This is a genomic window from Methylomagnum sp. (assembly GCF_054333355.1).
Window position 1 is genome coordinate 1 of the sequence record NZ_JBTEKS010000088.1, and the last position, 13515, is coordinate 13515.

Consider the following 13515-nt stretch of genomic DNA (forward strand, 5'->3'; position numbering starts at 1 on the left):
TTATATATATCATCAATCGAAGGTGCTTCACGGGCAAGGTTAAGTCGACGAAGCACTGCATGAATAATATCGCTTGCCATTTCCGGGTACATAAATGAATACCAAGCTAAAACGCCAGAGGCAATCGCTATTGCCGTTATCATATATGCAGCAAGTGTCATTCGTAATTGAGGTACATTCGCTAGCCATACCGCCAACCACAGGCCGGAAGTCATCAATACCGGTTCCCAGGATGTCAACGTGGCGATTGCGATTGCGCAACAGCCGAAAGCTGTATTGACCGCGTGCAATCCTACATTTTGGATCCTGCGAACCAAGAACAGTATCGCGAGCAAAACCATCGTGATGGCAAAATTTAGATGCAAGACCAAGTAGCCAAATTTTATATTGATGGGCAAGGCGAACCATGCAAACGCGCTCAGAAGGCCTGCCTCGGTGCTAGAGAGGCGTCTTGCTATCAAAAAGAGCAAAAGCGCATTCATTAACATGATTGTGAACATCATGCCGTAGGCAGTGTTTTCAGAAGCCCCAAAGAGTAAGTTTAACTGAGACAGCAGTATTCCAAATAATGGCGGCCAATGGAGGTAGACGTCTGGGCGTCCGCTCAATAAGCCATTATTTTGTATAGGAATCCCATGCAAACCGAAAACGCCATATTCGGCGAACGTACGCGCAATGACAGCGAAATGCGCACTTACCCAAGCGTGTTCCATGCCAAATGGACGATGGTGTAGAGCCGGATTGCTGGCTGTGAAGAGCAGCAACGCAAGTAGCAACCAAAAAAGACAGATTAGAAATATCCACTGAGAACACCTAGTGGATTCTTTATTCTCGACAAAAGATAACATTCGATCATTTCCTACTGTTGGCGGAGTAGCAAGCCATCAGAAAAAGGAGGTGGGCTTAATTTGGTTGAGTGTGACTATCCACGCCGGAGATAGCGCGGCCCCGAAAAAATTCGGCAACCAATTATAGCGGCATCCATTTGGGTTCGATACAAAAATACAATGCAAGCCCTTGAGTTTAAATGTAAATCCTATGTCGAGTCCGAGTGTCCACCGCTATAAGTCCACCGCCCAAAAAAACTAAATCTACACAAAACCGATTTGCATTTTATTCAATAAAGCGAAATCCTCCGGTTCTGCCGGGGGGACAGTGAAGGTTTGATGTTTCAGGGAGTCCATCGGGAAAATTCCACGCTGTGGGCCGTCAAGCACATACTTGAGAAGAATCCCGATGGACGAGTTTGAAAGTCTAAGCCATTCCAAATGGGAGTGTAAGCATTACGTTGTATTTATCCTCAAACGTCGCAGCCTTTGTTTGGCACATCCTACAATATGGCTCCTCCAATGAATCTCATCCAATGCCGGCATCCATATCTGCCGGGAATTAAAATCGGCAAATCATCTATTCCAACCCCCGCACGCCCCGCTCAATCTCCCCCTGCTTCCGCAATTCCCGCTTGAGAATCTTGCCCGTCGCGTTCTTCGGCAACTGCGGCAGGATTTCAAAGCGCTTGGGCACTTGATGGCGACCGAGACATTCCCGGCAATGGGCACGCAGGCTGGCTTCGGTTAGCCCCGCCGCCTCGTCCACGGCCACATAGGCGACGGGAACCTCCCCGTGCAACTCGCTGAACTCGCCCACCACAGCGGCTTCCTTGAGCCCCGGCAAGCGGTACAACACCTCCTCGATCATGCGTGGATAGACATTCATGCCGTTGACGATGATGAGGTCTTTCTTGCGGTCCACGATGCTGAAATAACCGTCCTCGTCACGGGTGCCCAAATCGCCGGTCAGGAGCCAGCCATCCCGGAACACCTCGGCGGTTTCCTCCGGGCGGTTCCAGTAGCCCTTCATCACATTCGCACCGCGCACGACGATTTCCCCCACCGCGCCGTCGGGTAGCTCGTTGCCCTCGTCGTCCACAATCCGCATCTCGACGCCGGGTACGGGCAAGCCCACGGTGCCGGGCTTCGCCACGCCGCCGATGGGGTTGACGCAAGTGACGGGCGAGCATTCGGTGGGACCGTCGCCCTCGTAGATGCGGACGCCGAACTTGGCCTCGAAGCGGCGCAGCACCTCCACCGGCAAGGCCGCGCCCCCGGCCACGCAATGGCGCAGCGAGGCCAGCGCCGCTGTTTTTTCATCCTTGAGCCGCAACAGCACGCTGTACATGCTCGGCACGCCCAGGAAGATCGTGCAGCGGGTGGCCTGGATCGTGTCCGCCACCAGGTCCGGCTCGAAGCGCGCCGCGGGCACGAAGGCGCAGCCGTTGGTGAGCGGGGTCAACATCCCGACCGTGGCGGCGAAGGCGTGGAACATGGGCAGCACCACCAGCACCACATCCTCGCCCGGTCGCCAATGCATGGCCTCGCGCACGCTGCCGGTGTTGGCGACGAGGTTGGCATGGGTGAGCATCGCGCCCTTGGGGAAGCCCGTCGTGCCGGAGGTGTAGAGAATCGCGGCCACATCCTCCTGCGGATCGAGCGCAGGCTCGGGGATCGGTGCCCCCGAATTCAACAGGCGGTCGAAATTCAAAGCGCCGTCCACTGCGGCACCGATGACGACGCTGAAAGCCAAATCCTGGACCAAGGGCCGCGCCTTGGCGATGGCTTCGGCCAAGGCGGCGTGGAAAATCAATCCCTTGACGCCCGCGTCGTTCAACACGTAGGCGATTTCCTCGGTGTTGATGAGCAGGTTGACGGGCACCACCGTCGCCCCGGCCTTGAGTAGCCCTGCGTAGGCGATGGCGAATTCCGGGCAATTGGGGCAGTACAGGGCCACCCGGTCGCCCCGGACGACGCCCAGCTCAGCGAGGCCCGCCGCCACCCGGTCGGAGAGACCGCCGAAGGTTTGGTGATCCAGAATGGTCGATCCGGTGATGATGGCCGGGCGGTCGGGGAATTGGCGGGCGCTGTCCCGCAGGGCTTGTATCAAGGTGGACATGGGAAAGGTTCCGGGAATGATGGTTGGCTGGTTGGGATGATTTGGCTTCCGACAAAACAATCCCGCCGCGCCCAGGTTGGATCACGGCGGGATTGGAGCGTGGCCATCTTGGCCGCGAGAACGCGGGCGGGGGCGCCCGCGCTCCCATTAGTTGATGACGTTGTGTCCGCGATTGCGCATACAGTTGACGAAGGCGCGCTTGTATTGCTCGTCGCCGGAAACGCCCGTCTGGGCACCGCCGCCGATGCCGCCCGCCGCCGCGCCAATCGCCGCGCCCGCGCCAGGACTGCCAGTCACAGCGCCGATGGCCGCGCCCGCCGCCGCGCCGAGCAAACCGCCCGCCGCCACGCCCTTGGCCGCTTCAGTGCCCGTGCTGCCAGCCTCGCCAGCGAGCATTCTGCATTCTTCAGTATCGCGTTGAATCATCGAAGGGTTGCGGTCGCCATAGGGATCGACCACCGGCTGCCAGTTGGAATAGGTGGCGCAACCGCCCAGACCCAACAATGAAACCAATACTAGGGATGCCTGCTTAATCATAAAAACGCCTATCTCGTGCTTCGTTGCTATTGAACAGGCCGAAACCGGATTGGCGTCGGCCACCCCCATCGGCGATCAAGAATAAATCGCGCCGCCCCCAATGAAAACCAATAGCAGTTCGACAGGCCATCCAGTTCGCTGTTTCAACCCACGATGGCTTCGCCCCGCGCCAGCTTCGGCAAGGAGCCGCCGACGCCCATGGCGTAGCGCATGGCAATCTTCTTGGCGGGCTTGATCCGCTCCGCCAAGCCCAGGCCAAGATTCCTGACGAATTTCAGCGGCAGATTGGCGTTGCTGAACACCCGGTAGAACATATCCATGGTGGTCATCATCAACAGGTTGTTGTGACGGCGCATGGACTCGAATTCGCTCAACACCTTGGCCGCGCCGATGTCCTTGCCACTGCGATGCGCCCCCATGATAGTCTGGGCCAACGCCGCCACGTCCAGCAAGCCGATATTGACGCCCTGCCCCGCCAACGGGTGGATCATGTGGGCCGCGTCGCCGATCAGCGCCACGCCTTCCTTGGTGTAGCCGAGGGCGTGCTGGCGCTTGAGCGGGAAGCTGCCCTTGGCGGTGATGGCTTTGATGTCGCCCAGGCAGGCCGGGAAGGTGGCGAGCAGTTCGCGCATCAGCTCATCATCCGGCAATGACCTGAGCCGCTTTACTTCTTCCGGCGTGTTGTACCAAACCAGCGAGGCGTTAGGGCCATCCAAGGGCAGGAAGGCCAGCGGCCCGGTGGGAGTGAACCGCTGCCAAGTGATGTCCTGCTGGCCGTAGGCGGTTTCCACGGTGAGGACGAAGGCGTGCTGCTCGTAGTCCCAACCGCTGACGCCCATGCCCGCCGCCTGCCGGACCCGCGAGAAGCCGCCGTCCGCCGCCACCAACAGCCGCCCTTTCAGGACTCGGCCATCTTCCAATTCCACCGTGGAACCACCCGGCGCGTAGTCGATCTTGCGGGTCTTGATGGGACACAGCAAATCGACGTTGGCGAAATCTTTCAGGCGGTCGAGGGCCGCGAGTTGGATAATGCGGTTCTCGACGATATAGCCCAGCACCGGCTCGTTGAGTTCCTCGCTGTTGAATTCCACGTCGCCTTTTTCCTCCCAGACCCGCATCCGGCGGAACGGGCAGAGGCGGCGCGAGACGACGCCCTTCCAGGCGCCGACGGTTTTAAGAACGCTGGCAGAGGCGATGCTGACAGCCGAAACGCGAAGGTCGTGGGGTTGCTCGGGCGCGAAGGCGGGCGGGGGGGCGTCTTCCAGCACAGCCACCCGCAAGCGGCTTCCCCCCAACGCACAGCCGAGGGTCGCGCCCACCATGCCGCCGCCCACTATGAGAACATCGTATTCATCTTGCATTGCTTTTTTCTCCCGAATCGCTCCGGTTGATCCGACCTCGGTCACTCCGGGCGAGCGGCGTAAAGTAGAAAGCAAGAAGGTTCCGATGGCAACCGTGAAACCCGGACTTTGGGCGTTTTGGCGGGAAAAATGGATCATGGGTAAACGCCATGTTTCCTTTAGCCACCCAATCCGCTCCCTGCCGCCTATTCGCAGGGCAATCGCGCCATGTATGAAAGGAAACTTTTGTCCCCTCTCCCACCGGGAGAGGGTTAGGGTGAGGGGGATCAAAAAGGATTTCTTCCTTGAAAAACATCTCCCGAGTTACGAAGAGGGCGGCTTAATTTGAAGCAATCCCATTTTTGAACACCCTCACCCCAGCCCTCTCCCACAGGGAGAGGGGGAAATCCACATAGCGCGATAGCCTGCCGCCTATTTGGCTTCCGCTTGAAATAAAAGGCCAAATTCTTTATATTTTTCGGCCATTTAATTTAGCCCGGCATGTTTGCCGCCGTATTTTCCGCAGCCAAAATCAGAAGGCTGCGACCTGACTTCGGCGGTCGTCACGGTGCGCCCAGAAGCCTTTTGCGGCGGGTGTGCTGTGATCGACAGCCGCCCGCCATGCCCCCGACAGAGGTAAATCAATGAGTTTCAACGCTGTACCCGCCAAGCAAGGTCTTTATGACCCGCGTAATGAACACGACGCTTGCGGCGTGGGTTTCATCGCTCACATCAAAGGCCATAAAAGCCACGACATCGTCTGCAAGGGTCTGGAAATCCTCAAGAACATCACCCATCGCGGGGCGGTGGGCGCCGATCCTCTGGCGGGCGACGGCGCCGGCATCCTGATTCAAACCCCCGATGCGTTCCTGCGGCCGGAATGCGCGGCCTTAAGCATCAATCTGCCGGACCTGAGCCAATACGGCGTCGGCATGATCTTCCTGCCCCGCAACCCGGAACTCCGGGCGACTTGCGAAAAAGTCGTCGAGGACATGATTAAGGCCGAAGGGCAAACCGTTCTCGGCTGGCGCGACGTGCCGGTGGACAACGAGGGTCTCGGCGAATCGGTCAAGATCATCGAGCCGGTGATCCGCCAAGTGTTCGTCGGCTGCTCCGGTTTGTGCGCCGACCAGAACGCCTTCGAGCGCAAGCTGTTCATCATCCGCAAGCAAATCGACAACAAGGTCCGCGACCTGAACATCGCCGAAGGCAAGATGTTCTACATCCCGTCCTTCTCCTCCCGCACCCTGGTCTACAAGGGCATGTTGCTGGCCGATCAGGTCGGCGTGTTCTACAAGGATTTGCAGGACGAGCGCATGGTCAGCGGCCTGGCCCTAGTCCATCAGCGCTTCTCCACCAACACCTTCCCCACTTGGGATTTGGCCCACCCATTCCGCATGATCGCCCACAACGGCGAAATCAACACGGTGACGGGCAATGTCAACTGGATGGCGGCCCGCCGCCATTCCATGCAGTCGGAACTGCTGGGCGAAGACCTGGACAAGATTTGGCCGCTGATCGCCCACGGCAAATCCGATTCCGCCTGCTTCGACAACGCCTTGGAACTGCTGGTCATGGGCGGCTATTCCCTGGCCCACGCCATGATGCTGCTGATCCCGGAAGCCTGGGCCGGCAATCCGCTGATGGACGACAAGCGCCGCGCTTTCTACGAATACCACTCGGCCCTGATGGAACCGTGGGACGGCCCCGCCGCCGTGGCCTTCAGCGATGGTCGCCAAATCGGCGCCACCCTGGACCGTAACGGGCTGCGCCCGGCTCGCTACCTCATCACCAACGACGACACCGTGGTGATGGCCTCGGAAATGGGCGTGCTGGACATCCCGGAAGAGAAGATCGTCAAGAAGTGGCGCTTGCAGCCGGGCAAGATGTTCCTCATCGACACCGAGCAGGGCCGCATCATCGACGATGCCGAAATCAAGACCGAGCTGGCCGCCAAGGCGCCCTATCAGCAATGGCTGAACGAAACCCAAATCCAGCTTGAGAAGCTGCCGCCGGAAGTGGCCGCGATGCCGCCGGATTCGCAAACCCTGCTGGACCGGCAACAGGCGTTCGGCTACACCCAGGAAGACATCAAGTTCTTCCTGAAGCCGATGGCCCTGAGCGGTCAGGAGCCGGTTGGCTCCATGGGCACTGACGCCGCCTTGGCGGTGCTGTCCAGCCGTCCGCGTCTGCTGTACGACTATTTCAAGCAAGCCTTCGCGCAAGTCACCAACCCGGCCATCGACCCGATCCGCGAGGAACTGGTCATGTCCCTGGTGACGCACATCGGCCCGCGCCCGAATTTGTTGGGACTCCACCACAGTGACAGTCACAAGCGTCTGGAGGCTCACCAGCCGATTCTCACCAATAAGGACTTGGAGAAAATCCGCCGCATCGAGGCCCGCACCAGCGGCGCCTTCAAGACCAGCACCCTGGGTTTTTGCTATCCCGCCGACAGCGGTGCCAGCGGCATGGAACCGGCCCTGAAATCCCTCTGCTCCCGCGCCGAACAGGCCGTGCATGACGGCAACAACATCCTGGTGATTTCCGACCGCGAGATGGATTCCGCCCACATCGCCATCCCGGCGCTGCTAGCGACTTCGGCGGTGCATTACCACTTGATCGGCAAGGGACTCCGCACCAAGGTCGGCTTGGTGGTGGAAACCGGCGAGGCCCGCGAGGTGCATCATTTCGCCCTGCTGGCGGGTTACGGCGCCGAAGCCATCAACCCTTATCTGGCCTTTGACACCCTGTCGGACATGCGCTCCACCCTGCCGGACAATCCGTCCGAGGAAGAAGTCCACAAGCGCTACATCAAAGCCGTGGGCAAGGCGTTGTTGAAGATCATGTCCAAGATGGGCATCTCCACCTACCAGTCCTACTGCGGTGCGCAGATTTTCAATGCCATCGGCCTGAGCGAACCGTTCCTGGACGAATATTTCACCGGCACCTCCTGCACCACCGATGGCTCGGGGCTGAAAGAAATCGCCGAGGAGGCCGTCCGCCGCCACCGCCAAGCGTTCGGCGATGCGCCGATTTACCGCAATTCGCTGGACGTGGGCGGCGAGTACGCCTACCGGGTGCGCGGCGAGGACCACGTCTGGACGCCGGAAACCATTTCCAAGCTCCAGCACGCCACCCGCACCAACGACTGGAAAACCTATGTCGAGTACACCCAGTCCATCAACCAACAAAACGAGCGCCTGCTGACTTTACGCGGCCTGCTGGACTTCAAGTTCGACCGGGAAGCGGTGCCGCTGGACGAAGTGGAATCCACCAAGGACATCGTGAAGCGTTTCGCGACCGGCGCCATGTCATTCGGCTCGATTTCCTACGAGGCGCACACCACCCTCGCCATCGCCATGAACCGCATCGGCGGCAAGTCCAACACCGGCGAAGGCGGCGAACTCTCGGAGCGTTTCACGCCGCTGCCCAATGGCGATTCCATGCGCTCGGCCATCAAACAGGTGGCCTCGGGCCGGTTCGGCGTCACCGCTGAATATCTGGTCAACGCCGACGATTTGCAGATCAAGGTCTCGCAAGGCGCGAAGCCCGGCGAAGGCGGTCAGTTGCCGGGCCACAAAGTGGACGCGGTGATCGCCAAGGTGCGTCATTCCACCCCCGGCGTGGGCCTGATTTCGCCGCCGCCGCACCATGACATCTATTCCATCGAAGACCTCAAGCAGTTGATTCACGACCTCAAGAACGTGAATCCGAAGGCCCGCATCAGCGTCAAGCTAGTTTCCGAAGTGGGCGTGGGCACGGTCGCGGCGGGCGTCGCCAAGGCGTATGCCGATCACGTCACCATCGCCGGCTACGACGGCGGCACCGGCGCCAGCCCGATCACCTCCATCAAACACGCCGGTTTGCCCTGGGAAATCGGCTTGGCCGAAACCCACCAAACCTTGGTGCTGAATAAGCTGCGCGGGCGTATCTGCGTGCAGGCCGACGGCGGCATGAGAACAGGCCGCGACGTGGTGATTGGCGCGTTGCTGGGCGCGGACGAATTTGGCTTCGCCACCGCCCCGCTGATTGTCGAGGGCTGCATCATGATGCGCAAATGCCATCTGAACACCTGCCCGGTGGGCGTGGCGACGCAAGACCCCGAGCTTCGCAAGCGCTTCACCGGCCAGCCCGAGCATGTGGTGAATTTCTTCTTCTTCATCGCCGAGGAAGTCCGCCAGTTGATGGCGAAGCTGGGCTATCGCAGCTTCTCCGAGATGATCGGTCAGGCCGACCGGCTGGATATGCGCAAGGCGGTCGAGCATTGGAAAGCCTCGAAGATTGACCTTTCCCGGCTGCTGTACAAGCCCGAACCCGGCCCCGGTGTCGCCATCTATCAGTGCGAAACCCAGGATCACGGTCTCGATCAAGCGCTCGACCAGCGCCTCATCGACATGGCGAAGCCCGCGCTGGATGACCGCAAGCCGGTGGTCATCGACACCACCATCCGCAATTTCAACCGCACCGTCGGCGCCATGCTGTCGGGCGAGGTCGCCAAGCGTTACGGCCACACCGGCCTGCCGGAAGATACGCTGTACGTCCGCCTGAAAGGCACCGCCGGGCAGAGCTTCGGCACCTTCCTGGCCGCTGGCGTCACGCTGGAACTGGAAGGCGAAGCCAACGACTACGTGGGCAAGGGCTTGTCGGGTGGCCGCATCGTCATCTACCCGCCCGCCGAGTGCCCCATCGTGCCGGAAGAGAACATCATCGTCGGCAACACCGTCCTGTACGGCGCCATTCAGGGCGAGTGCTATTTCCGGGGCGTGGCGGGCGAACGCTTCGCCGTGCGCAACTCCGGCGCCCTCGCCGTGGTGGAGGGTGTCGGCGACCATGGCTGCGAATACATGACGGGCGGTGTGGTCGTGGTGTTGGGCGGCACCGGCCGCAACTTCGCCGCTGGCATGTCGGGCGGCGTCGCCTACGTGCTGGACGAGACCGGCGATTTCGACCGCCGCTGCAACCTGTCGATGGTGGAATTGGAGCCGATCCCCGCCGAGGACGCCGCGCTGGAAAAGCTCGACCATCAAGGCGGCGACTTGGAAACCCATGGCCTCGTGGACATCATGCACGACATGACCCGCGACGACATGCGGCGCCTCCACGCACTTGTAGAACGGCACCGCCGTTACACGGGCAGCGAGAAGGCCAAGCAGATTCTCGACAATTGGGTGGCTTACCTGCCGAAATTCGTCAAGGTCATGCCGGTGGACTACAAGCAGGCATTGCAGAAAATGCAGAAGGCCAAGGCGGAACAGGCCGACGTGCGGCATTGATCGGACCCTGAGTCAGTAGGGTAGGCAACCCCCTACCCTACCAGCTCTTTTGGCCGTCATATCAGCTAGTTTGGTATTGATGAAATCGGGCAGGGAATGACGGTTGAATTTCAGTGGGATAGTGAAAAAGCCCGGAGTAATTTCAAAAAGCACCGCATCTCTTTTGAAGAGGCCGTGTCCGCATTTTTACGATCCGCTCTCCGTTACGATTCCTGATCCCGACAATTCCCATGGCGAAAGCCGATTTTTGTTGGTGGGCCTATCTAGCGGCAATCGGCTACTCGTGGTGAGCCACACGGACAGAGGGGCTAGCATCCGAATCATTAGCGCCCGCACCGCCACCCGGCAGGAGAGAAAATGCTATGAATACCGAATGTAAAGACAACGAAGACTTGCGACCGGAATACGATTTTTCTGGTGGCGTTCGCGGCAAATATGTCAATCGTCTGGCGGCAGGCTCAAACGTCGTCATTCTGGAAAAGGACGTGGCCGAGCTTTTTCCCGATTCCGCATCCGTCAACGAGGCGTTGCGAGCCTTGGGCGGCATTATCCGGGCGCAACGCGCTAGGCATTCCGGGCCGCACGGCACACCAGCCTAAATCAACCCATTCATCCGACAGGACCGCCCGGACGCCATCCCCCAGCGGTTCGCACACCACAAAGAGAACGAGAGCACACACGCATGGGCAAACCAACCGGATTCATGGAAATCTCCCGCCAAGACAGGCGCTATACCCTGGTGGCGGATCGCGTCCAGCATTACCAGGAATTCGTCATTCCGCTGAGCGACGAAGACGCCAGCAAGCAGGGCGCGCGCTGCATGGATTGCGGCATTCCCTACTGCCACAACGGCTGTCCCGTCAACAACATCATTCCGGACTGGAACGACCTCGTTTACCAGGGCAATTGGCGGGAAGCCCTCGACGTGCTGCACAGCACCAACAATTTCCCCGAATTCACGGGCCGCATCTGCCCCGCCCCGTGCGAAGCCGCCTGCACCCTGAACCTGACGGACGAGCCGGTCACCATCAAGTCCATCGAATGCTCGATCATCGACAAGGGGTGGGAAATGGGCTGGGTGAAGCCGCAGATTCCCCAGCGCCGCACCGGCAAGAGGGTGGCCGTGGTCGGCTCCGGTCCCGCCGGACTCGCCGCCGCCCAGCAATTGGCGCGGGTCGGCCACAGCGTGGTGGTGTTCGAGAAGAACGACCGCATCGGCGGCTTGCTGCGCTACGGCATCCCCGACTTCAAGTTCGAGAAACGCCACATCGACCGCCGCATCGCCCAGATGCAGGCCGAAGGCGTGACGTTCCGGCCCAACTGGCACATCGGCAAGGACATTCCCGCCAAGCAATTGCTCGACGAGTTCGACGCGCTGGTGCTGGCCGGTGGCTCCGAAAAGCCGCGTGATTTGGGCGTGCCGGGCCGCGGGTTGACGGGCGTGCATTACGCGATGGAATTCCTGCCCCAGCAGAATAAGCGCAACGCCGGTGACACTATCCCCGATGACATCGGCCTCAGCGCCAAGGGCAAGCATGTCGTGGTCATCGGCGGCGGCGATACCGGCTCCGACTGCATAGGCACCTCGATCCGCCACGGCGCGGTGTCCATCACCCAGTTGGAAATCCTCCCGAAGCCCCCGGAAAAGGAAAACAAGAGCGTCACTTGGCCCAACTGGCCCAACAAGCTGCGCACCTCCAGCTCCCACGAGGAAGGCTGCGAGCGCATGTGGAGCGTGGACACCGTGTCGCTGGACGGCGAGGACGGCCAAGTCACGCGGATCAATTGCGTCAAGGTCGAATGGACCCAGGACAATGGCCGCTGGGTGATGAACAAGGTGCCCGGCGGCGAGTTCAGCCTGAAGGCCGATTTGGTTCTGCTGGCCATGGGCTTCGTCCATCCGGTCCACGACGGCATGTTGCAGCAACTCGGCGTGGACCTCGACGAGCGCCGCAACGTCAAGGCCGACACCCTGAGCTACCGCACCTCGGAGGATAAGGTCTTCACGGCGGGCGACATGCGCCGGGGCCAATCCTTGGTGGTGTGGGCCATCCGCGAGGGTCGCCAGTGCGCCCGCGCCGTGGATGAATACCTGATGGGTTCCTCCGAACTGCCCCGCTGATCTTCCGGGTGCGCGGTGGTTTCCGCCATCGCGCCCGCCTCACCTTCCGTTGCTCGTAGTCCCGCCTTCAGGCGGTTCTTTCTTTCACGCCAAACAACCGCCTGAAGGCGGGACCACGAGCATAAGCACGCCCGCCACATCGGGAAGACATGCCCGACACCTGTCCGAACGCCCTATGCCGTTGCGGGCCAGTGAGCCTGTAGCATCAAAGGGTTAGCTACATTACCTATTATCTCCCGCCCTCACTTCCGCTAAATTCTTGAACCTACAAGGGAGAACTTTGTGGACATTCGATCAATTCGGCCACGCGGCTCTCCCCATTCATACGGGATCATGATGACCCGCTAAACACCCATGTTTGGCATCGACGACCCAAGTCTTCGTATGCACCCCGTGGGAATCAGGGAACGATACTTCTATTCAAGAGGCCGCCATGAAGTTGTGCAGCTTCCCATCAATGCCGAAGCGGTTTGGATTTCCAAGCCGGGCCGAAGCCGACGGCCCTTCGGGTCCAGTGGCGAAAGTTTCCCCGATTCCCGCGCCCAAAGTGTTTGCCGAACCCTGTCGGGTGGTTGCGGGCCTTGCTGGTTTCGACACGGAGACGCGGGCCGTTTCGTCCAGCGATGTTTTGGTGAACTTCGCGGGCATCGTCGCCCACGACCTCAAAGCGCCGCTACGTGGCATCACCACCTTGGCGAATTGGATCGTGGCCGATCAAGCCCACCGCATGGACGAGGAAGGCCGCAAGCACTTGGATTTGCTGATTGGCCGCGTCCAACGGCTGGATGCGTTCATCGACGGGCTGATGGGCTGGGCGCGGCTGGCCCACAACGACGGCGTGCCCCAGCCCGTGGAATTGGATGTGTTAGTCGAGGAATCCATCGCCAGCCTGATGCCGCCCGGGCATATCTCCGTCAGCATCGCCGGTCACTTGCCCAGCCTGCGCGTTCACTGGCCCCGGATTCGGCAGGTCTTCCAGAACCTGTTGGACAACGCCATCCGCTTCATGGACAAGCCCGAGGGCGTCATCCGCGTCGCCTGCCTCGCCGAGGGGCCGGTCTGGAAGTTCAGCGTCAGCGACAACGGACCCGGCATCGACCCGCGTCATTTCAGCCGAATCTTTCAAATCTTTCAGACCCTCCACTCCCGCGACCGCCTGGAAAGCACCGGGGTGGGACTCGCCATCGCCAAGCAGATCGTTGAAGAACACGGCGGTCGGATTTGGGTCGAATCCACGCCGGGCCGGGGCAGCACCTTTTTTTTCACCCTGCCAATCAGTTTGGCCGGGTCA

Annotated in this window: 9 protein-coding genes and 1 pseudogene; 6 read left to right on the forward strand and 4 right to left on the reverse strand. The window is 60.3% G+C overall.

Going from position 1 to position 13515, the window contains the following annotated elements; genetic code table 11:
- Positions 1 to 848, reverse strand: an 848-nt coding sequence (locus ACXWUF_RS09020) for an ArnT family glycosyltransferase (RefSeq protein ID WP_458494339.1), incomplete at its 3' end; no start/stop codon positions are given.
- Between the two features lie 388 nt (positions 849 to 1236).
- Here ACXWUF_RS09020 and ACXWUF_RS09025 point away from each other — a divergent pair.
- Positions 1237 to 1323 (forward strand): annotated as a pseudogene (locus tag ACXWUF_RS09025) (IS200/IS605 family transposase); the annotation flags it as partial.
- Positions 1324 to 1407: 84 nt separating this feature from the next.
- On the opposite strand, the gene ACXWUF_RS09030 reads toward ACXWUF_RS09025, so the two are convergent.
- The 3 genes from ACXWUF_RS09030 to ACXWUF_RS09040 form a co-directional block, all read right to left on the reverse strand.
- Positions 1408 to 2949, reverse strand: coding sequence for a long-chain-fatty-acid--CoA ligase (locus ACXWUF_RS09030; protein WP_458494340.1), 1542 nt, complete (start codon positions 2947 to 2949; stop codon positions 1408 to 1410).
- A 147-nt stretch (positions 2950 to 3096) separates the two neighbouring features.
- Positions 3097 to 3486 (reverse strand): glycine zipper family protein, encoded by a 390-nt coding sequence (locus ACXWUF_RS09035; RefSeq protein ID WP_458494341.1) that lies wholly within the window; start codon positions 3484 to 3486, stop codon positions 3097 to 3099.
- A 143-nt stretch (positions 3487 to 3629) separates the two neighbouring features.
- Positions 3630 to 4847, reverse strand: a complete 1218-nt coding sequence (locus tag ACXWUF_RS09040) for a UbiH/UbiF/VisC/COQ6 family ubiquinone biosynthesis hydroxylase (protein WP_458494342.1) — start codon at positions 4845 to 4847, stop codon at positions 3630 to 3632.
- Between the two features lie 623 nt (positions 4848 to 5470).
- On the opposite strand from ACXWUF_RS09040, the gene gltB reads away from it, so the two are divergent.
- The 5 genes from gltB to ACXWUF_RS09065 all read left to right on the forward strand — a co-directional run.
- On the forward strand, positions 5471 to 10102 hold the full coding sequence (gene gltB / locus ACXWUF_RS09045) for a glutamate synthase large subunit (RefSeq protein ID WP_458494343.1): 4632 nt from the start codon (positions 5471 to 5473) through the stop codon (positions 10100 to 10102).
- A 121-nt stretch (positions 10103 to 10223) separates the two neighbouring features.
- Positions 10224 to 10481: a BrnT family toxin gene (locus ACXWUF_RS09050; RefSeq protein WP_458494347.1), complete on the forward strand. Its 258-nt coding sequence runs from the start codon at positions 10224 to 10226 to the stop codon at positions 10479 to 10481.
- The gene (locus ACXWUF_RS09055; RefSeq protein WP_458494344.1) at positions 10465 to 10701 is read left to right on the forward strand and encodes a hypothetical protein; all 237 of its coding nucleotides are present in this window, start codon (positions 10465 to 10467) and stop codon (positions 10699 to 10701) included. The genes ACXWUF_RS09050 and ACXWUF_RS09055 overlap by 17 nt, the downstream gene beginning before the upstream one ends.
- An 83-nt stretch (positions 10702 to 10784) precedes the next feature.
- Positions 10785 to 12224 carry a glutamate synthase subunit beta gene (locus tag ACXWUF_RS09060; RefSeq protein ID WP_458494345.1) on the forward strand — a complete coding sequence of 480 codons (1440 nt, stop codon included), beginning with the start codon at positions 10785 to 10787 and terminating at the stop codon, positions 12222 to 12224.
- A 433-nt stretch (positions 12225 to 12657) separates the two neighbouring features.
- Positions 12658 to 13515 (forward strand): sensor histidine kinase (locus ACXWUF_RS09065; RefSeq protein ID WP_458494346.1); only part of this gene is annotated, 858 nt, incomplete at its 3' end.